Consider the following 24,903-nt stretch of genomic DNA (forward strand, 5'->3'; position numbering starts at 1 on the left):
CCGCTGTAATTGTTTACGCTTCTTTAATAACTCTGTTGGTAATGGAGCCGATGCCCTCGATTTCAATTTTTACCTCGTCGCCTTCGCCCATCAAACCGGAGCCCATTGGCGTGCCCGTCAAAATCAAATCGCCTGCGTCCAGCGTAAAGCTGTGAGAAATATAGCTCAAAATTTCATACGGGCTGTAGACCATATCGCTGGTGCGAGCGTCCTGCTTCAGCACGCCGTTATGCCACAGCTTAATGGATAAATCCGTGGGGTCAAGCTCCGTCTCCAGCCACGGCCCCAAAGGGCAGAATGTGTCGAATGATTTGCAGCGCAGCCATTGACGCTCCTGCCGCTGTAAATCGCTGGCAGTAACGTCGTTAGCGCAGGTATAGCCCAAAATATATTTATGCACATTTTCTGGCGCTACGTTCTTCATCATCTTTTTAATGACGATGCCCAGCTCTGCGCCGTAAGCCAATTCCTTTACCTGCTTCGGCCAGATAATATTTTCCTCCGTACCGATAACGGTATGCGCAGCCTTGGCAAAAATGCTGGGCTCCCGCGGCACGCTGACGCCGAATTCGTCGGCGTGTTTTTTATAATTAAAGCTTACGCAAATAATCTGCTTGGGCACGCAGGGAGCTAAAAGCTGAATCTCGTCCATCGTAAAAGTTTCGTCGGTAATCTGCCAAAAGGTTTCCAGCGTTCCCTGCACGCGGCGAACCACGCCGCCGTCAATATAACCTATGCCTAAATGTCCCGTTCTTAAATCTCTAAAACGCACGCATTTCATTGGGCTACCTCCATAATCCGCATCTTCCGGCCTTGAAAATACACCGGCGTAAGACCGCACGCCGCCGCCATACGCAAAGCCTCCGGCAAGCGCCGGCCAACGTGTTCCGCATAATGCGCGTCGCTGCCGATGGTGCAATATTCGCCGCCCAACGCGCGATAGCGTTTATACAACGGCAGTAAACCGGCAGCCGCAGCCTCGTCGTCCAAACGGCGCGTGTTAATTTCAATTGGAATATTTTTTTCAATCAGCAAATTAAAAAGCCTATCGAAAAGCTCCGGCGCGTCCTGCAAGCGCAATTCGCGCTCCGCTCCGGTATAGGGCCAGTAGCGGCAGATATAATCGATATGCGCGAAAGAATCGAAATCCCTGTCCTGCTCCAGGCAGGCAATGGATTCCCGCAAAAATTCCTCCACAATCTGCTGCCGGGTACGCCCCTCATAGCAGGCTGGCTCGTACAAATCGCGCCGACCAATGCAGTGAATGGAGCCCAGCACATAATCGAAGGCGTGTCCCTGCGCCACTTTTTTATCCGCCGCCGCAGTATGGGTCTGCATACCAATTTCAATACCTATCAGCACCTTATCGCTGCACAAGGGCTGCAGGCGGGCAAAATATTCGTCTATATCAAAAATAAAAGCAGTGGGATTGGTGGGATAATCGTAATCCCAATGCTCCGTAACAATCATACCGATATTCTGCGCCTGCGCGGCGGCAATAGCGTCGGCAAATTCCATATGACTGTCACATGAATAATCACAATGCATATGCGTATCAAACAGCAAGAAAAGCGCCTCCTTCCGCAAATTCTATTTTATCAAATTACTAGGAAAAAGCAACGGGGCAAAAAGGAATTGTTTTAAGAATTAACAAAATACTCCCAATCTCACAAACTTTTTCATGTTGATGGGTTACAAATTTTTTAAAACCTCTGCAATCAAATTCAAGACAACAATGCTGCTTTTGTTAGTTTAGCAAATGACTGGCAAATAAGCTTATATCCCTCAAATAGAATAAAATTAAAATGAGCATACTATATATTGTTTTATTCAAATATTTTCGGGCTTCTTTTTACTTTCACAGCAAATGACCAGCAAATAAACAAATTATGCCCAAACAGGCACATATCTCATATATTTATTGGAGGTTGATGGGTCAAGAGGTTTTATAATGTTACGTTTTACAGCTTCTTTTATTAATCTCGATATGCTTCCGGCAGAAGTCCCAGGCAAGCCAAAACGTTTTCTAAGAGAACTATTTGTTAATTGCTCTCCTTGAATATGCATAATACATGCGTGCAAGTAAGCAGCCCATAATTTATCTTCTAATGAAAGACTACTAAAATTTACAGCAGCATATAAGGTTACTTTAGTACTTTCTTCATAAAGCTCAATTTTGGGCGCAGGTAATTGTGCCAATTCACAAGCAGTTACTATTTTATCCCACCCTGTACCAAGCTCTTCACAAATTTTTAACCGCCGCATTAAACTAGCAAGTTTTTCATTACGCGATTTAGGAGGATTATCCACTATACGTCTTATATCAACCAAAGGTACGCCTGAATTTATGATCTCAATTCTATTAGCAAATATTTCTACCGTCGGTCCAGTCCCTGATATTGAAAAATCTTGATGGATCAAAGCATTTGCAACAGCTTCCCTAATTGCCAAATTAGGATATGAAACTTTCTTTTCCCGTAAACCATTTTCATTAATTATTTCTCTAGTAGGTGTTAAAGATTCTATATACTTCAATAAATTTTCAAAATCACAAGCATATCCATTCTTAAATATTTCTTCTTTCAACATATTGAGTCGATTAGTACCCTCATATTGAACTACTCGTACTGCTTTACGTACTATTCTAGAAAAATCTGATAGATTTTTTGCTAAAAGAACAGCTCCCATATTTGTAATATCGTATAAGCCGCTATCATTAAGAATAATACAATCTTCCTCTATTAAATAGTGAGCTATTTGTTCTCTAGAATCTGGCTGTACTAAATTCATTAAATCAAAGTAAGTATTATAATTTACTAATGCTAAAGCATCAATCAAGTTCATATCTTGTCTTGCAGTCATCTCTTCAAAATTTCTATTATGCAGTCTATTCCATAAACGAGCCTGCAACGCAGGATAATCTATCAATTTTTTAGTATAGCTTCCTACGCGAATATATTCTACTTTTTTAAATGTAACTGGATTATTAATAGCGCAATGAATAAGTAAAATACCTACAATTACTCCATCTACAGGTACAGCATGATATTCAAAATCAGCATTTGCAGAAAGTGTACCTCTGAGCCAATTTTCTAATTCTTGGTTTCCTTTTTTCAAATTTTGTAAATTATAATCAGTGCCAATTATTTTATGAGTGCTATCTTCTACTCCCCACAAAAAGTATGCACAGTTCCTTTCTTCCAAAGCAGCAGCATTTGCTAACGCACTAATATCTTCTCCAATTGTATCTGGAGTATAATTATTATATTTAAATTCTAGCCATGGCAATTCTTCAGTATGCTTACATAATTCTTTTACTAGTAACTCTAAATTTTCCATACTAAAATCTCCTATCCAAATTACTAATAATATTATATCATATTTAAACAAAAAAGAACGCAGCTTACTTTCGCTAGCTGCGCTCTCATTTTTACTTCAAAAAAAATATTTTTCCATCAAATCTATACATTAAATCTGAACTCTACTACGTCGCCGTCCTGCATAACGTAATCCTTGCCTTCAAGACGCACCAAGCCTTTTTCGCGGGCGGCGGCCTTGCTGCCGCAGGCTACCAAATCGTCGTAGGAAACGATCTCGGCGCGAATAAAGCCGCGTTCAAAATCGGTATGAATTTTACCGGCGGCCTGCGGCGCCTTCGTATTCTGCTTAATAGTCCAGGCGCGGGATTCGATTTCGCCGGCCGTCAGGAAGGTCATCAGTCCCAGCAGCTTAAAGCCGGCCTTAATCAAACGGTCCAGGCCTGTTTCCTCCAGACCGGCCATAGCTAAAAATTCTGCGGCCTCGTCGGCGGGCAGCTCGGCAATTTCGCTTTCCATTTTAGCGGAGACCACGATAACCTCCGCGCCCTCTTCAGCAGCGTATTTTTTTACGGCCTGCACATGAGGGTTAGCAGAAGTATCGGCTACTTCGCCCTCCGCTACGTTAGTAACGTACAGCACCGGCTTCATAGTCAGCAGATGCAGCTCGCCCAAAAATTCCTGCTCTTCCTCGTTCAGCCCCAAGCGGCGCGCAGGCACAGCTTCGGTCAGGCCCGCCATAACCTTTTCCATAACGGCCTGTTCCAGCTTCACCTTTTTATCGCCGGTCTTAGCAAGCTTCACCAAACGCTCCTGACGCTTTTCCACCGTTTCCATATCAGCCAGGCACAGCTCGGTGTTGATGATTTCAATATCGCGCAGCGGGTCGATGCTGCCCTCAACGTGAGTAATATTACCGTCCTCAAAGCAGCGCACAACCTCGGCTACGGCGTCCACCTCGCGGATATGGGACAAAAATTTATTGCCCAGGCCCTCGCCCTTGGACGCGCCCTTAACCAGACCGGCAATATCCACAAAGCGCATAGCCGCCGGAACGATTTTGCGCGATTTAAACATATCGCTCAAAACCTCCAGGCGTTTATCAGGCACGTCAACTACGCCCACATTGGGCTCGATAGTGCAGAAAGGATAATTGGCCGCTTCGGCGCCAGCCTTGGTAATAGCGTTAAACAAAGTGCTTTTGCCTACGTTCGGCAAACCGACGATACCAACCTCTAAATTTGTACTCACAGTAATCGCTCCTCATCATATATATTTAGCATTACGCAGATAGCTGTATATCTAATATATTTTACAATACGCGCCCGCTTTATGCAACGCCTGCGGACGGAAAAAGCGCCACCGCTATGCCGAACGATGGCGCTTCTGTATCTTTTTATTTTCTGGACATCAATTTATTGGCGTAATTACGCATGGTCTGGTCAGGTACCTGTTTAAAATCTTCAGGCGGCATAGCAAAAGCGGTCGCTTCATCCACTTCGCCGGAAATTTCCACTACGTCGAAGCGCGGCAGATAGCTTACCTCGTAGCCCTTCCATTCCTCGCCGTCCTTAGCATAATAAAAGCTCAGCGTATTAGCGCCCTTGGTCAGGCGGTCGTAATCATAGCCGATAGCCAAATCGCTGCCGCTTTCCGGCTTATTATTGAACCAACCGATTAAGGTTTCCGCAAAAGCTACGCTCATACCCGGCAATTCGGGAATACGGTCGTAAGTTTTATGAACGTAATCGATGGTGTACCAGTAGCCGCCGCGGCAGAAGCTTACAGAATCCTTCAGCACATTGCCCTCGCCGTCGGTAGTAGTGATGCGTTCGGCGTTAATACCCTTAGCCTCGTTATATTCCGTGCGGTTGATGCGCTTTTGCTGAGCTTTGGACAGCTTGGCGTAAGCCTCCGGCGTCAGTACCTCGCGCATATCGATGGTTTGAGTCACTACTAAATGCACCGGATGACGGTCGCTGTTCAGAGTTTCGCCCAGCAGCTTAAAGGTTCGCTGGCCGGGGCTGTAGGCAAAAGCCACCGCAGCGCACATTATCGTTAATAAAAAAGTCAAAAATAAAACTCGCAAAGATTTACGCATGAAATTCACCTCGTTTAACAATATATACATATTATAGCATAGCCAAAGAGCTTTTAGCCAGAGAAGTTTTTCTAGCTAAAAATTTCTATTGCCAGTCGCTTCTCTCATTTTAATTGCATGCAGCACGGCTTCTACGCATAAGTCAAGATTTTTCTTAATGTCTGTTTCCCAAAAACGTAATACTATCCAACCGTTATCCCTTAGCTCTATTGTATTTTCTAAATCTCTTTCTACATTACGTTGAATTTTTTCGTGCCAAAATTTTGCATTAGTAGTTACTTCATAGCGTTCAAAAGTTTTTCCATGCCAAAAATCGCCATCGCAAAATACTGCTATTTTATATTTTGTAATAACCAAATCAGGATGGCAATTAAAAAGTTTTTTATTTTTGCGATAGCGTACACCTTTATGCCACAATGCAGTACGTAAAGAAATTTCTATTTTTGTATCTTTACTTTTAATGGCTAGCATATTTTTATGTCGCTGCTCTTTTGTTAAAACATCCATGAGAACTTCCTCATTTTATGTTTTCTACTTCTTTTACATAATCTATAAATTTCTTAATTGACCATATCCGATTTTGCTTTTCTTTCGGATAAGTCTTAATATATAAACTAGGTACCACTAAAATAACTTTCTCTGCCTGCATTTCATCCATCTGTGCAGGCGACACTCCCTGCTGCAACGTACACAAAAATTTATTTTGGTCTCTCAATCTATCTGCTTCGTTAATTACTTGTCGCCATCTATCTTTGCACGTTGTTTTAGCGGCTAAACTAATAAGCTTATCCGCTGTAAAATTCAAATTGTGGTAAGCTTCTTGAGAAGGAAACAGAAAATCAGGTTTTTTATTTCCTTCCGTTACTGCTTGAGCTGTATATTTTAATTTGTTTCCATCGAATATAGCGGCTAAATGATGCTCTAAGCTTTTGCCAGCCCTGCTCTTTCTACGATTAAGCACTTGGTTTGCTACGCTGATAAATTCTTCAACATCATTAAAACCATTTCTAATCATTTCTCCATAGCGCGCATGCTCCAAGGCTCTGAATAATTTAAATTCCATGTCAGTCCAATCTAATAATTTTTTATCTGGATTGATGGTAATATAATTTATATGATTATAAACAGCGTTCTCTATTTCACGCGCTTTACAGGACATTATTTCAGAGCTGGGGAAATCAACATCTAAAGTAGCAATAAAATCATAAAGCGCTTGCTTTTCAAACAATTCTAAATTACAATTTTGTTTATTTATAATATTATTCGTTTCTGTCGGAGAAATATTAAATGCTTCTAAAAATTGATTTATTTCATCATCAGAATTTAAAACAAATCCTTGATACTCCGTTTCGTCATCCTTTATTAAAACAAACAAAGCTCCCGTATAATCATAATTTAGGAACTCAAAACCTCTGCCAAAATTAGTAATTCTATATTCATTACGAGTTCCTCTACCATAATAAATAAACCTAGTATCGGTTCTACTTCCATCCTGCCAATTAATTTTTACCCATCTCTCCTGATTATTTCCTTTTTCAAAATATTTATTAAACAAAATCGGCACTGCTGGCTTAGAAATATAAATACCTGCTTGATGCCCGCCGGTAAGGCCAGTATCATTGGCAGATAAAAATTTACAAAACGATATTTTTCCATTATAAACCGCTTTAATTGCCTGTTCAGCATATTTTTTCATCATATGGCCTCACTGTACTGTCTATCCAGCATTAAATCCTCAACTTCCAGCTTTTCAACCATTAATTTCGCAACACTTTCTATTAACGGAACCACAACTGAATTGCCAAACTGCTTATATGCCTGAGTATCGGACACCGGTATAACAAAGCTATCCGGAAAACCTTGCAAGCGAGCGCATTCACGTGGAGTAAGTTTCCTAGGGTTTTTTCCAATCTGTTCTATCAATATTTCCGAACCATCTTTATAATATCTAGCGCTAAGAGTTCTTGATACTCCATCTAAGGGAGCTATTCCATATCCAAAGCCATTTCCTGCGGCCTTGTGTTTAGCTGCATAATTTTGCAAATAAAGCCAAAGCTTATCAGAAAGAGTATATTTTTCACCTACATTAGCTTCCAATATATCTCTAATGCTTTTTTTAGATTCTGGAGAATTTATCTTGAACTCAAAATCTATATTATTACCATACCGCTCTTTATCAAATCCAACAATAATGATGCGTTCTCTATGCTGAGGCACAAAATTTTGCCCATCTATTACTTTATAAAATACTTCATAATTTAATTCATATAAAGATTCCAATATTACTTTAAAAGTACGTCCACGATCATGGCTACAGAGATTCTTTACATTTTCCAACATAAAAGCTTTAGGCCGTTTAGTTTTCATAATTCTGCAAACGTCAAAAAATAAAGTTCCTTGAGTTTTATCTTCAAAGCCGGTAGCTCTACCCAAACTATTTTTTTTAGACACACCAGCGATAGAAAAAGGCTGGCAAGGAAATCCTGCCACTAAAATATCATGATCCGGTATATCTTCAGCATTGACCTGCGTAATATCCCCATCAGGGTATTCTCCAAAATTGGCCATGTAAGTCTGTTGACAAAATTTATTCCATTCATTGGAATAAACGCAATCTCCACCTGCCGCTTCATAGGCAAGCCGCATACCACCAATACCGGCAAATAAATCAATAAACGTAAACTTCGTTGATTTACGCTTTTTATTTTTTCGTGCCATCATTAAATATATAGCGGTTGATATAGAATCCTGCACTGTCATACCAGTCATTTTAGCATATTCAGCAATTTCTTTATATTGATTATCTTCTAATCTAACATGAATTTGTTTAGTCATCTCTGCACCTCTGGGAATATTTATATACCTATTTATTCCTAGTATAGCACAGTGAACAAATTTTCTCAAGGCATAAATCACAAGCTACATAAACAAAAAATCCCACAGCGTTTAAGCCGTGGGATTTTCTAGTTTTCGTTGCCCGTAAACTCTTATTCGCAAGTGAACGGCAGCAAAGCAACGCAGCGAGCGCGTTTGATTGCTACGGTCAGTTGGCGTTGATGTTTAGCGCAGGTGCCGGAAATACGACGGGGTAAAATCTTACCGCGTTCGGTAATATAACGGCGCAGCTTAGCTACATCCTTGTAATCGATTTCTTCAACTTTATCAACACAGAAGCTGCATACTTTTCTTCTGGGTCTTCTGCCTCTTTCACGTTTCATTGCATAACCTCCCTTATTTTAGAATGGAATTTCTTCATCAAAGGGAACCGCTTGACCGAAAGATTCCATACCGCCGCCTGGTGCGGGAGCATTGGAAGGTGCCGGACTGCTGGGACGGGCGTTGGCAAAATCGCTCTTGCGCTCGATAAACTCGAAGCGATCGGCGATAACTTCAGTTACCCAATGTTTATTGCCATCCTTACCGTCGTAGCTGCGGATTTGCAGGCGGCCTTCAACCAGCGCGCGCTGCCCTTTGGTGAGACTATTGCCGCATGTTTCTGCCTGTTTACCCCAAATAATAACAGGGATAAAGTCAGCTTCTCTTTGCCCATCTTGATTGGCGAAAGGTCTGTCCACCGCCAGGGTGAACTGACAAACAACTTTACCGGTACTTGTGTAGCGCACTTCCGGATCTCTAGTAAGTCTGCCTAATAAAATAATCCTGTTCATCGATTATTCACCTTTTCTGATAATCATGTGGCGCATTACTTCATCGGTAATTTTCATAACGCGATCAAGTTCTTTAACAGCAGCGGCTTCAGCCTGGAAGGTTACGAGAACGTACAGGCCTTCAGTCAGATCCTGAATCTCGTAAGCAAGGCGTTTTTTGCCCCAACGATCGGTTTTTTCTACATTACCACCGTTTGCAGTGATGAGGTTTTCAAATTTAGCAACGATTGCTTCAAATGCTTCCTCTTCAACGGGTTTAACGATGTACATGACTTCGTATGCTTTCACGAAATCACCTCCTCCTTTGGACTTTGGCCCCCATCTGGGAGCAGAAGAAGTATATATAATATATACAAGCTTAATAATTATATCACCGCTGAGCGGTAAGCGCAATACCTGTAAAGAAAAATTTTACAGGCTGCGAATTTTCTGACGCAGAGGCAGAATCGCCGCCGGGCTTACGGACAGCTCGTCCATCCCCATGGCTACGAAAGCTTCCGTCAGCTCCAGGTCTGCCCCAAGCTCGCCGCACACGCCGCACCAAATGCCTGCCGCATGAGCGTTCTGCACTGTCATTTCGATGAGCCGCAGCACCGCCGGATGATGCGCGTCAAAAAAGCTTTCCAGTCTTTGGTTCTGACGGTCGATAGCCAGCGTGTACTGGCTCAAATCGTTGGTGCCGATGCTGAAGAAATCCACCTCCCGCGCCAGCTCGCAGCTTATCAAAGCAGCAGCAGGAGTTTCAATCATAATGCCGACTTCCATTTCTTTATCGAAGGAAATAGCGGCAGCCGCCAGCTCCTCCTGCACCTGACGCAGCAAAGCGCGGCAGCGACGCACCTCGTCCACAGAAATGATCATGGGGAACATCACCGCAACCTTGCCGTAAGCGGAAGCGCGGCAGATAGCCCGCAGCTGCGTTTTAAAAATTTCCGGCTTATCCAGACAAATGCGGACGGCTCGATAGCCAAGCGCCGGATTTTCCTCCGGCGGTAGCTTAAAATAAGCGGCCTGCTTATCGGCGCCGATATCCAGCGTGCGGATAATCACCCGCTTGCCGCCCATAGCCTCGGCGGCCATTTTATACTGCTGCAGCTGCTTTTCCTCATCCGGATAATCGCCGCTTTCCAAATAAATAAATTCGCTGCGGAATAAGCCGATGCCTTCAGCGTCATTGGCCGTTACTGCCGTCAAATCGTCAGTGCTGCCGATATTAGCGTAAAGCAGCACTTTTTGTCCTTTGGTCGTAACGCTGTCCTGCCCCCGCAGCTGTGCCAAAAGCTTTTTCTGTCCGGCGTCCTGCGCCAGCTTGGCCTGCATCCGCTCCAAAACCTGCGGCTCCGGATCTACAAACACCTCGCCGGTGTAACCGTCAACAGCTATCAAGCAGCCGTCGTACTCCGGTCCGATGACTTCGCCGGTGCTGACCACAGCGGGAATGCCCATGGTCCGCGCCAAAATTGCCGTATGGGAATTAGTGCTGCCGGCAGCGGTTACAAAGCCCTGAACCAATTTTTTATCCAGCTGCACGGTTTCGCTGGGCGCTAAATCGTCTGCCGCTAAAATGTAGGGCTCGCTGTGCCGTTCGACGCCGTCCTGCCCATCTCCCAGGCAAGCCAGCACTCTGGCGGATACGTCCTTAACGTCCGCTGCCCGCGCCTGCATATATTCGTCGTCCATGGCGGCAAAAGCGGCGGCAAAATCTGCTGCCGTTATCTGTACGGCGTATTCGGCGTTAACCTTTTCGGCGCGAATTAAATTTTCGATAGCCTCGATATAATCCAAATCCCCCAGCATCAACTGATGAATTTCAAAGATAGCGGCATTTTCTTCCCCAACCTCACCTAAGGCCTTTTGATAAAGCTCTGTCAGCTGGCTGATTGCTTTTTGCCGCGCTGCGTGAAAGCGCGCCGCTTCGCCTTCAGTATCTGTAATCTGACGGCGTTCGGCAGCCGCCTGCCGCCGCGCCAATACCGCCAAACGGCCGATGGCTACGCCGCCGCATACGCCCTTACCCTGTAATGCCAGCATAATAAAACTCCTTTATAAATTAGCCTGCAAAAAAGCTTCGATAGCTGCTGCTGCCGCTTCTTCGTCGGCGCCCTCGCAGGTAATGGTCACAGTATCGCCCTTTTTAGCGCCCAAAGCCATAACGCCAAAAATACGCTTTAAATCGCCCTTCTTAGCGCCCTTATTAATAGTAATAGCAGAAGCAAATTTAGCTGCCTCCTTCACCAGCAAACCGGCGGGACGGGCATGAATGCCTGCTGCGTCAGTAATAACATAGGAAAATTGTTTCATAATTAATCTCTCCTTAATTAAAATAATTATTCAGCCTCGACGGCGTTCTTTTTCAGGAAGCCAAGGAGGACGGCGGCAACTATGCTGCCGATGATTAAAGCAACAAAATACATGGGCCAGTTCTGCACCACGCCAAAAACGAATGCGCCGCCGTGAGGCGCAGGCACGCTGCAGCCAAAGTATTGGGACAAAGCCCCGGCAACAGCGCTGCCCAAGGCGCAGCTGGGAATAACGCGCAGAGGGTCGCTGGCCGCAAAGGGAATCGCACCCTCCGTAATAAAGGACAGGCCCATAATAAAGTTGGTCACACCGGACTGACGCTCCTTCGCCGTAAATTTACCTTTAAACAGCACGGTACACAATGCGATAGCCAAAGGCGGCACCATACCGCCAATCATAACCGAGGCCATAATCGCACTGCTGACAGCGCTGCCGTCGGCTGCGGCCAAGGAAGCCGTGCCGAAAACATAGGCCGCCTTATTGATAGGCCCGCCAAAATCTATGGACATCATACCGCCCAGTACAAAGCCCAGCAGCACCTTGCTCATAGTGCTCATGCCTGCCAGCGCCGCAGCCAGCCAGCCGTTAAAGGCCGCTGTCGGCGGATTGATAACATAGGTCATAATAATTCCCAGCAAAAGCAAACCGAATACCGGATACAGCAGCACCGGCTTGATGCCCTCCAGAGCGTCGGGCAAGGCGCTGAACAGCTTGCGCATGCCTACAACCAAATAGCCGCCCAAAAAGCCTGCCAGCAGTGCGCCGAAGAAGCCACTGCCGCCGTCCACGGCCAAAAAGCCGCCGACTACGCCCAGGAGCAAGCCGGGACGCTCGCCGATGCTCATGGCGATATAGCCAGCTAAAATCGGCAGCATCATGCTGAAGGCCAGTCCGCCGATATTTTTCAAAAAGGCCGCCGTCGGCGTACCGCTGCCAAACTGCGCCGTACCGGCGCTGGACATATCCAGCAAGAAGGCTAAAGCAATTAAAATACCGCCGCCGATAACGAAGGGCAGCATATGCGAAACGCCGTTCATCAGGTGCTTGTAAATCGTGCGGCCCATGCTTTCGCCGGCCTCCTGCTCTTGCTCCTTCACGCCGCCATTACCGGCAAAAATTGCCGGCTTGCCCTCCAGAATAGCTTCGATGAGCTCCTTAGGTTTATTGATGCCGTCGGCTACCTTCACAAACAGCACCCGTTTACCGGCAAAGCGTTCTATGGGCACATTTTTATCGCTGGCTACGATGATGCCGTCGGCCTCCGCAATTTCCTCCGCCGTCAGCTTATTTTTTACGCCGCCGCTGCCGTTAGTTTCTACCTTAATAGCTACGCCCAGCTTTTCCGCCATGGCCTGCAAGGCTTCGGCAGCCATATAGGTGTGAGCAATGCCCGTAGGGCAAGCCGTTACCGCCAGCACGCGGCCCTTCTTTGGCGCTGGTTCCGCTTCCTTTTCCTGCGCCGTAGCAGCCTCGCTTTCAGCGATTTCAGCCGCAGCCGCCTCAGCGGCCTCCTCCTCCAGCTTGGCCTGCTCAAATTTATCGATAACCTGCAAAAATTCTCTGCTGCCGTCAGCGCTCAAAAGCTGGGCGCGGAATTCGTCGTCCATCAGCAGCATACTCAAACGGCTGAGGACGTCAAGATGCACATTATCCTCCGTATCCGGCGCGGCAATCATAAAGAATAGCTTGGCAGGCTCGCCGTCCAGGCTGTCGAAATCCACGCCCTCGCGTACAATCATCACCGCCAGACCCGGCCGCTTGACAGCGTTGGTCTTGGCGTGAGGAATGGCTATGCCCTCGCCGATGCCGGTGCTGCCTTCCTCCTCGCGGCGCAGTACGCAGCGCTTATATTCGCATTTATCCCACAGACGTCCGCCTGCGTCCATCAAATCCACCAGATGCAGCAAAGCGCTTTGCTTATCTGCCGCCTCAGCATGCAGATCAATGCTCTGCTCCGCCAGTAAATCAACTATTTTCATATTGTCCTCCTTTCATTACCCTGCCGTCCGCCTTCCAAGCTTTGCAGCAGTGCTTCAATATCTTCCTTATTCGCCAGCCAGTCCTTAAAGGCCGACGCGCTGCCGGCGCAAATGCCCAAACGCAGAGCATAGCCGTAATCGCCGCTTTGCAGATAACCGGCTAAAAATCCGGCAACCATACTGTCGCCTGCGCCAACGGAATTAACCAGCACTCCCTTAGGCGATGGACTGATATGCACGTCGCCAGTCTCGTCCAGCAGCACGGCTCCGTCGCCGCCGCGGGATACCAAAACATTGCGCGCTCCCTGCTCCTGCAATCTGCGGGCACAGTCTATAATCGCCGCCGTATCCTGCAAAGGCTCCAAGCCAAAAAATTCTCCCAGCTCCTCATGATTTGGCTTTATCAAAAAGGGCCGGTACTTCAAAGCCTTCAGCACCAGCTGTCCCGTAGCGTCCACAACGGTACGCACGCCCTTGCCGTTCACCCGCTGCAATAATTGTTCGTAGGTGTCCTGGGGCAGGCTATTAGGAATGCTGCCGGATAAAACTAAAATATCGCCTTCCCTGAGCGCATCCAGCTTTTGTGCCAGCTGCTCCAGCTGCCGCTGTCCGATATAAGGCCCTTGCCCGTTTACCGCAGTTTCCGGCGTACCGCTGATTTTCATATTGATGCGGGAATAGCCGTTATCCAATTCCACAAAATTGCTGTCGCACCCGGTCAGCGCCGTCAAGCGTTTAATCTCTGCGCCGCTGAAGCCGGCGACAAAGCCCAGGAGCTGCGACTTGAGACCCAGGCCCTGCAGCACCAGCGAAACATTAACTCCCTTGCCGCCGGGATAAATCTGATCCTGCGCCGTGCGGTTGATAGCGCCCACGGCAAAGCCCGGCACCTTAACTACATAATCCAGCGACGGATTAAATGTTACAGTATAAATCATTTTTCTCGCCTCCCTAAGCGGCTTCCAAAACAAACCGCCAGGATTTTCTTTCTTTATATTTTATCATATAGCTAATTCCTTACATAAGCAATAATAACCGTCACCTAAACAAGTACAATTTCATGAAATTTATGTGTTATTTTTTAGGCATTGCGACGTGAGGCGGCAAGATAAAATTTGGAAAATCCGCGTCAATGTGATAGGATATAAATAAAAACCGGAGGGGGAACCACAAATGAAATGTAAATGCGCAAGCTGTCCCAGCCACGCCTGCTATACCAAAGGCGTAAACTGTACCGGCGTGCCGCTGGACGAGGTTAAAGCAGCTTATACCGAGGAGGAATTAAAAATCATGCAGGCCGCCGCCTATGTGGAGGGAACCTTTTACAGCAATATCTGCCGTCTGCAGGAAACCGCAGAATTTGCCAAGGCTATGGGCTATAAAAAGCTGGGCATGGCCTTCTGCATCGGGCTCAACAGCGAAGCCCGCTATATCGCCAAATATTTTGAGCAGCAAGGCTTTGAATTTTACAGCGTTTGCTGCAAAAACTGCAGCTTTCCCAAAAAGGAGCTGGCTTTGAAGCAGGTTAAGCCGGAGCTGGAACACGAGGCCATGTGCAACCCTAAATTTCAGGCCAAATTTTTAGCGGAGCAGGGAGTTGAGCTTTTCATTTCCTGCGGCCTGTGCGTAGGCCACGACGCAGTTTTCAATATGAACTGCAGCGGCCCCGTGACCAATATCGTAGTCAAGGACCGCCTGTTGGCGCACAATCCCTTGGGCGCAATTTATTCCCGCTACTGGAAGCGCAAATTGAATATTATGGACGAAGGTGAAGTTTAAAAGCAACGTCAAAAGACCGCCTACCAAACGGTAAGCGGTCTTTTGCTTTCCCTTATTTAAATCTGTTTCCTATCTGTCCCTGCCGGTTTCTTTTTTATTTCTTTTTCAGGAAGGACATCATACCGCGCAACTGAGCGCCAACCTTTTCAGCTTGAGTTTGCGCAGCGCGACGGCGCATAGCGTTGAATTGAGGACGGCCGCATTGATTTTCCAGCAACCATTTTTTAGCGAAGGTGCCGTCCTGGATTTCTGCCAGCACCTGCTTCATAGCGGCCTTGGTTTCAGCGGTAATGATGCGCGGGCCGGTGGTGTAATCGCCGTATTCAGCGGTATCGGAAATGGAATGACGCATTTTAGCCATGCCGCCTTCATACATCAGGTCAACAATCAATTTCATTTCGTGCATGCATTCAAAGTATGCGCTTTCAGGCTCATAGCCTGCTTCTACTAAAGTTTCAAAGCCTGCGTTCATCAGAGCGCAAACGCCGCCGCACAGAACTGCCTGCTCGCCGAACAGGTCGGTTTCGGTTTCTTCGCGGAAGGTGGTTTCCAAAGCGCCGGCGCGAGTGCCGCCAATGCCTTTAGCATAAGCCAGAGCTATGTCGTGAGCTTTGCCGGTGTAATCCTGATAAGCGGTTACCAGCACGGGCACGCCGCTGCCTTCCGTATAGGTGCGGCGAACGAGATGGCCGGGGCCTTTAGGAGCAACCATGAATACGTCAACGTCTGCCGGAGGCACGATTTGACCAAAATGAATATTGAAGCCGTGAGCGAAAGCCAAAGCCTTGCCTGCGGTCAGGTTAGGAGCAATGTCCTTTTTGTAGGTAGCGGCTTGCTTCTCATCGGGAATCAGCATCATAATAACGTCCGCTTTAGCGGCGGCGTCGTAAGCGGTCATAACCTTCAGACCGGCAGCCTCAGCCTTAGCCCAGGATTTGGAGCCTTCATACAGGCCTACTACTACGTCCACGCCGCTTTCCTTTAAGTTAAGCGCATGGGCGTGGCCCTGGGAGCCGTAGCCGATAATGGCCACAGTCTTGCCTGCCAGTAATTCCAGATTTGCATCGCTGTCATAATACATTTTTACCATTTTCTTTTACCTCTTTTCTTTGATTCAAGTCTGTTGATTGTTGTTTATATTTTATTTAAAAATATTTGAAGCAAATATTTCTTCCCTTATTTTATGACCGGCCTTATTTTTCTACCTTCACAAAATCATCCAGTACCGCTCCCGGCGCTACCATGGGCTCGACAATATCGCCCTGCTGAATAACAGCTTCGATGAGGAAGGGTCCCGAAGCAGCCTTAGCTTTTTCCAAAGCGGCGGCAAAGTCCTCGCAGGTCGTCGCCTGTACGCCGTCGGCGCCGCAGGAACGGGCAAAGCCGATAAAATCAAAGTCCGACAAAATAGTCGAAGAATAACGAGCGTCGTAGAACAGATGCTGCCATTGGCGCACCATGCCCAGGCAGCTGTTATTGATAACGATGCTGATAAGCTTTTTCTGCTCGCGGCAGGCTGTGTACAGCTCCATACCAGTCATCTTAAAGCCGCCGTCGCCGCAGATATGCACTATCGTGCCGCCGGGCTTAGCGAAGGCCGCGCCCAAAGCCGCAGGCAGGCCAAAACCCATAGTGCCGCAGCCGCCGCTGGTCAGATGGTGCCGCGGCTTATCCACCGTCAGATGCTGCGCAGCCCACATTTGGTTCTGCCCTACGTCCGTAACGTAAACGGCTTCGTCGCCGAAGGTTTTGCTTAAATGCTTCATCAGCCAGGGAGCGGTTAAGCGGTCGCCGCTTTCCAGGCTGTGGTCCTCGGCAGCGTCCCACGCTTTAATCTGCTGCCACCAGTCCGCATGCTCCGCTTTATTTACCAAAGGCAGCAGCTCCTGCAAGGATTCCTTAATGTCGCCCACCACGGGCACGCTGACGGCAATATTTTTATCGATTTCCGAAGGGTCGATATCCAGCTGAATAATAGTCTTTTGCCCCACATAGCGGGTGCGGTCGCCGGTAACGCGCTCGCTGAAGCGGCTGCCAGCCACCACCAGAATATCGGCGTTGACCACCGCCATATTGGAGGCGATGTGCCCGTGCATACCGGTCATGCCCAGGCTGCGGGGGTTGCTTCCCGGTACTGCGCCCACGCCCATCAGCGTATTGACGATGGGCAGGTCGGCCTTGGCAGCCAGCTCCGCCAGCTCCTTGCCCGCGTCGCTGTTCAAAGCGCCGCCGCCTACCAACAGCACCGGCTTCCGAGCCTTGTTCAGCAGCTCGGCCGCCTGCTGCAGGCTGGCTTTGTCAGGCGCAGGCTTAGCAGGAACAGTCTCCTGCGCTTCCGGCTCCGTCCATTCCATTTCCGCTACCTGCAAATTGCTGGGAATATCCACCAGCACGGGCCCTGGCCGCCCCTCTTTCGCAATGGCGAAAGCCCGGCGCAGCGTCGGCAGCAAATCCTCGCTGCGGCGCACCAGCGCGTTATATTTCGTAATGGGCACGGTCACACCCACAATATCTATCTCCTGAAAAGAATCGCGGCCTAAATTGCCCACCGGCACCTGTCCGGTAATCGCTACCAGCGGCACCGAATCCAAATAAGCCGTTGCCAGACCGGTGACGATATTCGTTGCTCCCGGCCCGGAGGTGGCGATGCATACGCCGGTTTTGCCGCTGGCTCTGGCGTAGCCGTCCGCCGCATGGATAGCGCCCTGCTCATGAGCCGTCAGCACATTTTTCAGAGGCGCGTCGTACAACGCGTCGTACAGGGGAATAACCTGACCGCCGGGATAACCGAAAACCGTATCTACTCCTTGCTCCAGCAGCACCTTAACGATTGCTTGCGAGCCCTTTAACTTCATTACTGCATCCCCCTTAGGCCAAAGTATTAACGGACACCACGGCAACCTGCTTAGTTAAAAGCTTAGCCACCTGAGCGGCTACTAAGGCGTCCAGCTGAATTTCCAATTTCATCGTATCCGCTTCGGCGTCCATCCGCAAAGAACGTACCTGAGCGCCTTGCTTGGAAAGCACGCGCAAAATACGCGGCAATAAAGTTTCATCATTTTGTCCGGTTACAAGCACCTTTTCAAACATTTTCTCTCCTCCATTCAAGTACATTTTCTGATGGACTAAAAAAGCCCCTACCTGCATATGCAAGTAGGGGCGTAAATTACGCGGTACCACCCTAATTTATCACTTCAGCACCAGTCCATCAACCGGCTCGGAGCTAACGCCTCCGCTGCGCATCAGTCTACTCGCTTTCACTTTCGCTGACGAGTTCATGGGTGATTTACTCAATAAGGCTCCGTGCCGATTTGCACCAACCATCGGCTCTCTGCAAGCTTTGCGCTTATCTTTATTCCCAATCATCACCTTTATGGGTCGATTTGAAATTACTGATACTATACTACCTTTTCAGCGACTTGTCAACTATTTTCTAAAAAAATTTTCTAAAATGCTTTTCTATACACCAAGCAAAAGCATTTTTCAATTTTTGTGCTTGAGCTGCGCACAAATCAACGAACCGCCTTATTTCGCGCTCTTTTTCAGTGTACATTTCTACTCAAAGTCCGCAGATTGCGCACACGCTCTTTGGCAGAGAAAAGCAGCCGGCGCAAAGCGTAGCACCGGCTGCCAAAGAAGTAATTTATATTTTTTTCAGGAAGCTGCTCACGTCATTACGCACGGCTTCGGCATATTCTGCCTTGTGAGCCGCTAAAAATTCCTTAACGGCGGCGGCCAAACCAGCTTCCTTCGGATTGAGCGCCTTTTTATAGCTCAAAGCCAAAGCGCGGCCTGCTTCCGTTCCGCACAGATTCTCGACAGGGGCGGGGCTGATGCCGCCAGCCTCTGCCAGCTTAGCGTACAGCTCCGCGTCGTTGGCGGCAATAAGCTTGACGGCGCTCAGCCACAGAATATTGTTCAGTTTGAAATGCACCTTGCCCTTAGTGTATTTCATTACTAACGCCGGGTCAGCCAAACCAATATCGGCGTTGCCCAGGCTCAGGCGGTATTCAAAAGCCGACGCAATGTCGCAGTGCAGCTGCAAATTTTCTGCCAGCGCCGCGTCCTCGTTCAACGTATCCAGACAAACGGCAGCCAGCTTAATGCCGTTGCGCTCCAGCTCATTGGCAATCAGATAATGCTCCTGCGGCGTCAGCAGCTTGCCCGGCTTGGACAGGGACAGCTCAAAATCGATATCCCAGGGCGTATTTTTCAGATAAGAATTATAAATGAACTGCACGTGCATAATCGCTTCGCCGTATTCCAAAATAATACGGTGCAGCTGCGTTTCTTCAAAAGAAAGCTTGCTATTACCCACTTTAAATTCAGCGTTGAGATAAGATGCGTTAACCGCCGCGCGGAAGGTTTCGTTAAATTCCTCAAAACGCTTTTCAACTTCGACGTCGGAAAGCTTCTCAATGCTCAAATTTATTTTATCGCTGCAATCGAAGCCAATCATACTGTAGCCGTAAAGCAGCGCCTTAACGATATCCTCCTCGGTTTTTAAACCGGCGGCGTTGGCGCCATAGCCCTCGCGGCAACCTGCTTCTAGCACGCCCCAGGTCGCAGTGTCCACAGCCTCCAGAAAATTGCGCTGCAAAGCGGCGCTGTCCTCGGCGGTATAATCCACCAGTACCGGTTTCAGCTGACGCTTGGTAAACAGCTCGGCAGCAAAGGCGTCGGCCTCGCCCAGCCAATCGCTGAAGCCCACGCTGGCGCCGCGAGTACCGCAGGCCGACGGCGCGGCCCATTTGACAAAACGGCGCACCACGGCGGCGTTATTGGCGTTAAGCGCCGCTATAGTAACCTGCACGCCCTTAACCTCAGCCTTTTGCTCCGCTTCCTTCAGCATAGCGCATAAAGGAGCTTCTCCCTGAGCCGCCACGGCTAACCGCTTACCGTCGCCGGTATTAACTAAAGCCAGCCAACCGCCGGGAACCTCGCATACGGATTTATTTATTACCTCGCCTGCCGCTTCCTGCAAAGCGGCTACGGCTATCGCTTGTTTTAAAGCCATTCTTTCTGCCTCCATTTACACACATAATTTTTCATATTAATATTATCGCTAAAATTGGCGCGTAAAGCAAGCACAAACTTCACTTTATGTAAAAAACCTGCGTTTGCGCATAAACTGCGCACATTTGCTTCCGCTTTGATAAATAGCGGCAGAGAAAAATACTACTAGCTGTGGTCTTTGCCTTCCAGGTTATCAACAGTATGCACAAACTTATCAACAGTTTTTGTGCATAACTCGGCGCTGTCTACAAGTTATCCACTAAAGGTCTTCTGGATAAAAGGCTTATTTATGCACTTTTTACCGCTTTATCAACATGTTATACACAAACTGTGGATAACTTTAATAACATATTCCAGCATCTTTCCACAGCCCTAGATATAGTACCGCAGCCCAGCCTGCCGCTGTCCATTCTTTAAAACGACGCTCCAACCCAGTCTGTCAAGGGCTTTTTTTATCTTAAAGCCAGTGATTTAACATACATTTTACTAAAGCCGCTGCAAAAGGCTTGAACAAGCAGGTTTCTTTTTTCTGATAATTAAAATGTGCCGCGAAGTTTTTACGTTAAGAAAAATACGGCATCATAAAAATAAAATGAACAAAGGATTAGCTAACGGCGTATATAAAACAAGGCTCCCGCCTTTAGCACAATGCCAAAGACAAAAGCCCAAAATAAAATTCATTTACGTTTCAGCTGTGAATAAGTGAAAAACAGCAGGCCAATCCAAATACAGCCAAAAGAAACGGCATGCGTCGCCGTAAAGTCCTCACCGTAAACAAAAATTCCCAAAAGCAGCGTAATCGACGGTGACATATACTGCATAAAGCCCACCATATTCAAGGGCAGCAGCTTGGCGCAGCCCGTAAACAGCAGTAAAGGCGAGGCTGTGACAATGCCTGCCCCCATCAAAAAGCCAAGCGTCAGCGTATCGCAGCTTTGATAAATATTGCCACCGCGCTGACTTAAATAATACAGATAGTAAGCCATCAGCGGCGATATCAAAAGCGTTTCCAGCATAATGCTGGTCAAGGCCTGTGCTTTAATAAGCTTTTTCAACAAACCGTACAAAGCGAAGGTCGCTGCCAAGCCCACGGACACCCATGGCAGGCTGCCGTTTTTGAAAATAATTACGGCAATGCCGACAGTGGCCCACAGCACAGCGATAATCTGCAAACGCGAAAGACGCTCGCGTAAAAACAGCATGCCGAAAAGCACGCTGACCAAAGGGTTGATATAATAGCCCATACTGGTTTCCACAATGCGGCCTACTTCTACGGCCCAAATAAAAATCCCCCAGTTGAAGCTGATGGTAACAGCGGCTAAAATCATGCAGACACCTGTTTTCCAAGAGCTAAAAATATCCCTGCTTTCCTGCACAAATGTCTTAAACTTCCCTGTCGCTGCAATCAGCAGAAAAACAAATACAGCCGACCATAAAAAACGGCTGGCTAAAATCTCCATAGCATCCACATGCTGCAGCTGCTTCCAATACACGGGCAGTACGCCCCAAATCAAATAAGCGCCCAAGCCGTAAAGAACGCCTAAACGATAATTTTTTTCCATAATTAGCCCCTCATTTCTATTTTATATGAAGCAGAAGCGTGTCAGCCGCGGCCTCCGCATTCATGCCGGAAGTATCTATTTTTATTGTGTCCAGCTCTTTATATAAAGGAAGCCTTGCAATACTGCGCTCGATAATATCATCTGAACGCAGTCCGGCGTCCATGTCTTTTTGCAGCCGCAAGCGCAGCTCCGCCTTCGAGCAAAGCAAGGAAAAGGCCGTCACATGGCAGCCGTCCACCGGTAAATTTGCCAGCAGCTCGTTGATAATCTTCTGCTCGGGCATCACCCAGCAAAAAATTATATTTTCATAAGCGGAGCACATTAAAAAATTTTTGAGCAGAAAGCAAATATTTTCCATGACCACACGCTTCGTTTCCTCGTTGACCACAAATGGATTAGCGTCCCAACACCAATCGCCGTCCAGAAAAACGCTGTTGGGCAGTTTCTTTTTAAGTATTTGCCCTACTGTGCTTTTGCCTACGCCCATCGGCCCGCCGACTAAAAATAATTTTTTCATAAGCGCCACCTATAAGCTCACTTCTGCAAGCTCTTTGGAATGGGTATGCGCAAAGCCACTAAAGCGGCGACTATAGGCAGCCAAACTAAAAGCTGCATAACGACGGGCAAACCGTAACGGTCGGCCAAAAAGCCTAAAATTGTTACGCCAAAACCGCCCAAGCCTACGCTAAAGCCAATGGTCAAGCCTGAGGCCATGCCCACGTTATTAGGCATCATGCACTGCGCCAGCACAATGGTCGTAGCAAAAGAGCCGATAATAAAAAATCCTGAAAGCACGGCGGCAGCCATAGCCAAAAACGGCTTTGCAACCACGGTTACGGCAAAAATAGCCGGAATGCTCAGCATAATAGAGCCTAATAAAATTTTTCGCGCACCCAATTTATCGCTAAGTATCGAACCCACATAAGTGCCAGCCACGCCGCCCAATAAAAAACATGTTACTAAGGCGCTAGACGCTAACGGTTCAAAGCCGCGGAACTTAATAAAAAATAAAGGCAGATATGTAGAAATTCCCGAGTGTACGGAAGAACGCATAAAAATATAGAACAAAATTAAAAACAATCCGGTTTTGGAAAAATGAACTTCTCCCTTAACATCAGCCTGCTTGGAACGAAGCACTTCATGCTCGATATTTACTCTTTGGTAAACCGGCATATATCTAGTCATCAATCCGAAAACTAAAAGCCCCGGCAGCACAAAATACACCGTATTATGCAAGCCGCCGGCAAACCCCAGCAGAAAAGTCATCAGCATAGAACCAAAGGCCATACCGGCATTGCCGCCAATGGAAAAAAGTCCCATATTTCTCGCCCAATTGCCGTCGTCGCTCAAAAAATTTACCGTTTTTGAGGCTTGGGGATGGTAAGTAGCGCTGGCCAAGCTTATGAAAACCACTGTGCAAAGCAGTAACGTATAGGACGAAACTAGGCCGACAAAAGCAAAACCGGCCCCTGCCAACGCGGCGCACAACGGCAGCAAGTGTGGCAAAGAGCGCTTATCTGTCAAATAGCCAAAAGCCGGCTGAATAACCGAGGACATAATATTTTGCAGCAGCACAATAGCCGCCAGCTGCGAATAGCTCAAGGAAAACAATTCCTTCAGAGGGGGCAGTACGATTGGCAGCGCTCCGGCCTGCATATCCGTTACCAAATGTCCCAAAGCTAAGGCAACCACGGGCAAATATAATTTATTTTGCATAGGAACAGCTCCTTTGGAAAAATATTTTTTGTAATTTTTTAATTATAACATACTCACTTGCGGGCGGCAAATAAATTTTGCACCTCTAACCCTTCAAGCTGCAAAAGGCGTTCCTTGCGCCATAAACCTCCGGCATAACCCATCAGGCTGCCGTTCATTCCGACAACACGATGGCAGGGCACCATAATGCAAACGGGGTTATGTCCTACCGCTCCTCCTACAGCCTGGGCCGACATCATCCCGGAGCCACGCTGAGCCGCAATTTTTTGCGCCAGTTCTTTATAGGTAGTTAAGCAACCATAAGGTATTTGCAGCAAAAGCTGCCAAACTTGCATCCTAAACTGGCTGCCCTGTAAAGCTAAAGGAGGAAGCGCTCCCGGAGCGCGTCCGGCAAAATAAGCGTTCAACCACTTAGCGGCAGCGTCGAAAACAGGCAGCTGCGTCTCCTGCGCCTGCTCCACCAAGGCAGCCGGATAAAATTTATCGTCAATAAAATTCAGATTGGTCAGACCTTCACCGTCACTGAGCATAATCATTTCGCCTAAAGGCGAAGCGTAGCGATTTTTAAAAAGCATTGTTGTACCTCTTTTCGGAATTTATTTCTTCTTATTTATTTTCTTCTGCGCGCCATAATCCTTCATGCCTTCTATCGCTCCGCCCGCTATGGCCCATAAATACAGGCTGGCTATGCTGCCGTAAGGAGTATAACGGCGGCGGTATTTAGCGAATAGCTCTTTTGTTATTTTACGATGATGGTACAGCATACGCAGGCCCCGCTGGATTGCTAAATCGTCAAAGCTCAAAATATCACGACGCTGCAAACAAAAAAGCAAAATCATTTCTGCCGTCCACACGCCAATGCCCTTTAAATTGCGTAAAGCTTCAATAGCTTCCTTATCTCCCATATGCTGAACAGCGTCTAAATCGAAGCTGCCGTTAACGACTTTCGCGGCAAAATCCTTAATATACAGCGCTTTACGCATACTCATGCCTAAAGACTGCAAAGCTTCGGCAGATGCGGCATTTACATTTTGAGCTTCAATAGAGCCCAAATAATTCTGCAAGCGTCCCCAAATTGTGGCCTGTGCTTTTGACGAAATTTGCTGGCCCACTATATGATGTACCACGGACGCAAAAAGGTCGTCGTCCGTTACCCGCTCAATCATGCCTATTTGCTCGATAGCAGCGGCTAAACGCTTATCCTTTTTCTTTAGATACGCCAGCTCCTTTTCGCCATACTGAAAATGCATAAGCCACATACTCCTTACGTTTATTCTTTCATCTAATTATAACAGAAATTTTCTCACTTCACCGAAAGTATTTAATAAAGTTTTAAAATTCAGCGAAGCGGCAGCCAGGCCGCGTCCTTGTCGGCTGCTATCAGCGCATAGAAAAAGACTCAAGCATTCGCTTGAGTCTTTTTCTAACCGGCAGCTTTCTATCCTCCCAGGCCGCTTCCAGCCA

25 protein-coding genes are annotated in these 24,903 nt (G+C 47.4%); 1 reads left to right on the forward strand and 24 read right to left on the reverse strand.

Annotation, left to right across the window (positions count from 1 at the left end; translation table 11 throughout):
* Positions 1 to 13 precede the first annotated feature (13 nt).
* The 15 genes from QZ105_RS03275 to pfkB form a co-directional block, all read right to left on the reverse strand.
* The gene (locus QZ105_RS03275; RefSeq protein WP_293728424.1) at positions 14 to 781 is read right to left on the reverse strand and encodes a fumarylacetoacetate hydrolase family protein; all 768 of its coding nucleotides are present in this window, start codon (positions 779 to 781) and stop codon (positions 14 to 16) included.
* Entirely contained in the window at positions 778 to 1,566 is a 789-nt protein-coding gene (locus QZ105_RS03280) for a PHP domain-containing protein (RefSeq protein WP_293728425.1), read from the reverse strand. The genes QZ105_RS03275 and QZ105_RS03280 overlap by 4 nt, the downstream gene beginning before the upstream one ends.
* Before the next feature lie 321 nt (positions 1,567 to 1,887).
* Positions 1,888 to 3,339, reverse strand: coding sequence for an ATP-binding protein (locus QZ105_RS03285; RefSeq protein ID WP_293728426.1), 1,452 nt, complete (start codon positions 3,337 to 3,339; stop codon positions 1,888 to 1,890).
* Positions 3,340 to 3,461: 122 nt separating this feature from the next.
* The gene (gene ychF, locus QZ105_RS03290; protein ID WP_293728427.1) at positions 3,462 to 4,568 is read right to left on the reverse strand and encodes a redox-regulated ATPase YchF; all 1,107 of its coding nucleotides are present in this window, start codon (positions 4,566 to 4,568) and stop codon (positions 3,462 to 3,464) included.
* A gap of 145 nt (positions 4,569 to 4,713) precedes the next feature.
* Entirely contained in the window at positions 4,714 to 5,418 is a 705-nt protein-coding gene (locus tag QZ105_RS03295; protein WP_293728428.1) for a hypothetical protein, read from the reverse strand.
* A gap of 75 nt (positions 5,419 to 5,493) precedes the next feature.
* Entirely contained in the window at positions 5,494 to 5,925 is a 432-nt protein-coding gene (locus tag QZ105_RS03300) for a very short patch repair endonuclease (protein WP_293728429.1), read from the reverse strand.
* Between the two features lie 10 nt (positions 5,926 to 5,935).
* Entirely contained in the window at positions 5,936 to 7,117 is a 1,182-nt protein-coding gene (locus QZ105_RS03305; RefSeq protein WP_293728430.1) for a type II restriction endonuclease, read from the reverse strand.
* Positions 7,114 to 8,253 (reverse strand): DNA (cytosine-5-)-methyltransferase, encoded by a 1,140-nt coding sequence (gene dcm, locus QZ105_RS03310; protein ID WP_293728431.1) that lies wholly within the window; start codon positions 8,251 to 8,253, stop codon positions 7,114 to 7,116. Before dcm ends, QZ105_RS03305 begins: the two co-directional genes overlap by 4 nt.
* A 152-nt stretch (positions 8,254 to 8,405) precedes the next feature.
* Entirely contained in the window at positions 8,406 to 8,636 is a 231-nt protein-coding gene (rpsR, locus tag QZ105_RS03315) for a 30S ribosomal protein S18 (RefSeq protein ID WP_293728432.1), read from the reverse strand.
* An 18-nt stretch (positions 8,637 to 8,654) separates the two neighbouring features.
* Positions 8,655 to 9,086, reverse strand: a complete 432-nt coding sequence (locus tag QZ105_RS03320) for a single-stranded DNA-binding protein (protein ID WP_293728433.1) — start codon at positions 9,084 to 9,086, stop codon at positions 8,655 to 8,657.
* Between the two features lie 3 nt (positions 9,087 to 9,089).
* Positions 9,090 to 9,374 (reverse strand): 30S ribosomal protein S6, encoded by a 285-nt coding sequence (gene rpsF, locus QZ105_RS03325; protein ID WP_293728434.1) that lies wholly within the window; start codon positions 9,372 to 9,374, stop codon positions 9,090 to 9,092.
* 123 nt (positions 9,375 to 9,497) lie between these two features.
* Positions 9,498 to 11,117 carry a phosphoenolpyruvate--protein phosphotransferase gene (gene ptsP / locus QZ105_RS03330; RefSeq protein WP_293728435.1) on the reverse strand — a complete coding sequence of 540 codons (1,620 nt, stop codon included), beginning with the start codon at positions 11,115 to 11,117 and terminating at the stop codon, positions 9,498 to 9,500.
* 12 nt (positions 11,118 to 11,129) lie between these two features.
* Entirely contained in the window at positions 11,130 to 11,387 is a 258-nt protein-coding gene (locus QZ105_RS03335) for an HPr family phosphocarrier protein (protein ID WP_293728436.1), read from the reverse strand.
* Between the two features lie 26 nt (positions 11,388 to 11,413).
* A complete protein-coding gene (locus QZ105_RS03340) occupies positions 11,414 to 13,366 on the reverse strand; it encodes a fructose-specific PTS transporter subunit EIIC (RefSeq protein WP_293728437.1) in 1,953 nt (650 codons plus the stop codon).
* Positions 13,363 to 14,304, reverse strand: coding sequence for a 1-phosphofructokinase (gene pfkB, locus QZ105_RS03345; protein WP_293728438.1), 942 nt, complete (start codon positions 14,302 to 14,304; stop codon positions 13,363 to 13,365). The genes QZ105_RS03340 and pfkB overlap by 4 nt, the downstream gene beginning before the upstream one ends.
* Before the next feature lie 235 nt (positions 14,305 to 14,539).
* On the opposite strand from pfkB, the gene QZ105_RS03350 reads away from it, so the two are divergent.
* Entirely contained in the window at positions 14,540 to 15,145 is a 606-nt protein-coding gene (locus QZ105_RS03350) for a DUF1847 domain-containing protein (RefSeq protein ID WP_293728439.1), read from the forward strand.
* Positions 15,146 to 15,239: 94 nt separating this feature from the next.
* Here QZ105_RS03350 and ilvC read toward each other — a convergent pair whose 3' ends face one another.
* From ilvC to QZ105_RS03395, 9 genes are all read right to left on the reverse strand, one after another.
* Positions 15,240 to 16,235 carry a ketol-acid reductoisomerase gene (gene ilvC / locus QZ105_RS03355; RefSeq protein ID WP_293728440.1) on the reverse strand — a complete coding sequence of 332 codons (996 nt, stop codon included), beginning with the start codon at positions 16,233 to 16,235 and terminating at the stop codon, positions 15,240 to 15,242.
* 103 nt (positions 16,236 to 16,338) lie between these two features.
* Positions 16,339 to 18,000, reverse strand: a complete 1,662-nt coding sequence (ilvB, locus tag QZ105_RS03360; RefSeq protein WP_293728441.1) for a biosynthetic-type acetolactate synthase large subunit — start codon at positions 17,998 to 18,000, stop codon at positions 16,339 to 16,341.
* Between the two features lie 13 nt (positions 18,001 to 18,013).
* Entirely contained in the window at positions 18,014 to 18,235 is a 222-nt protein-coding gene (locus QZ105_RS03365) for a hypothetical protein (protein WP_293728442.1), read from the reverse strand.
* A 553-nt stretch (positions 18,236 to 18,788) separates the two neighbouring features.
* Complete coding sequence (locus tag QZ105_RS03370) at positions 18,789 to 20,162, reverse strand: tagaturonate epimerase family protein (protein WP_293728443.1); 1,374 nt, start codon at positions 20,160 to 20,162, stop codon at positions 18,789 to 18,791.
* A gap of 676 nt (positions 20,163 to 20,838) precedes the next feature.
* Entirely contained in the window at positions 20,839 to 21,723 is an 885-nt protein-coding gene (gene rarD / locus QZ105_RS03375; protein WP_293728444.1) for an EamA family transporter RarD, read from the reverse strand.
* Between the two features lie 16 nt (positions 21,724 to 21,739).
* A complete protein-coding gene (locus tag QZ105_RS03380; protein ID WP_293728445.1) occupies positions 21,740 to 22,240 on the reverse strand; it encodes an AAA family ATPase in 501 nt (166 codons plus the stop codon).
* 17 nt (positions 22,241 to 22,257) lie between these two features.
* Positions 22,258 to 23,439, reverse strand: coding sequence for an MFS transporter (locus tag QZ105_RS03385; protein WP_293728446.1), 1,182 nt, complete (start codon positions 23,437 to 23,439; stop codon positions 22,258 to 22,260).
* 53 nt (positions 23,440 to 23,492) lie between these two features.
* Positions 23,493 to 24,014, reverse strand: coding sequence for a methylated-DNA--[protein]-cysteine S-methyltransferase (locus tag QZ105_RS03390; protein WP_293728447.1), 522 nt, complete (start codon positions 24,012 to 24,014; stop codon positions 23,493 to 23,495).
* A 21-nt stretch (positions 24,015 to 24,035) separates the two neighbouring features.
* Positions 24,036 to 24,689: a DNA-3-methyladenine glycosylase 2 family protein gene (locus QZ105_RS03395; protein ID WP_293728448.1), complete on the reverse strand. Its 654-nt coding sequence runs from the start codon at positions 24,687 to 24,689 to the stop codon at positions 24,036 to 24,038.
* Between the last annotated feature and the right edge of the window lie 214 nt (positions 24,690 to 24,903).

This window comes from uncultured Phascolarctobacterium sp. (assembly GCF_905212365.1).
Classification (GTDB): Bacteria; Bacillota; Negativicutes; order Acidaminococcales; family Acidaminococcaceae; genus Phascolarctobacterium_A.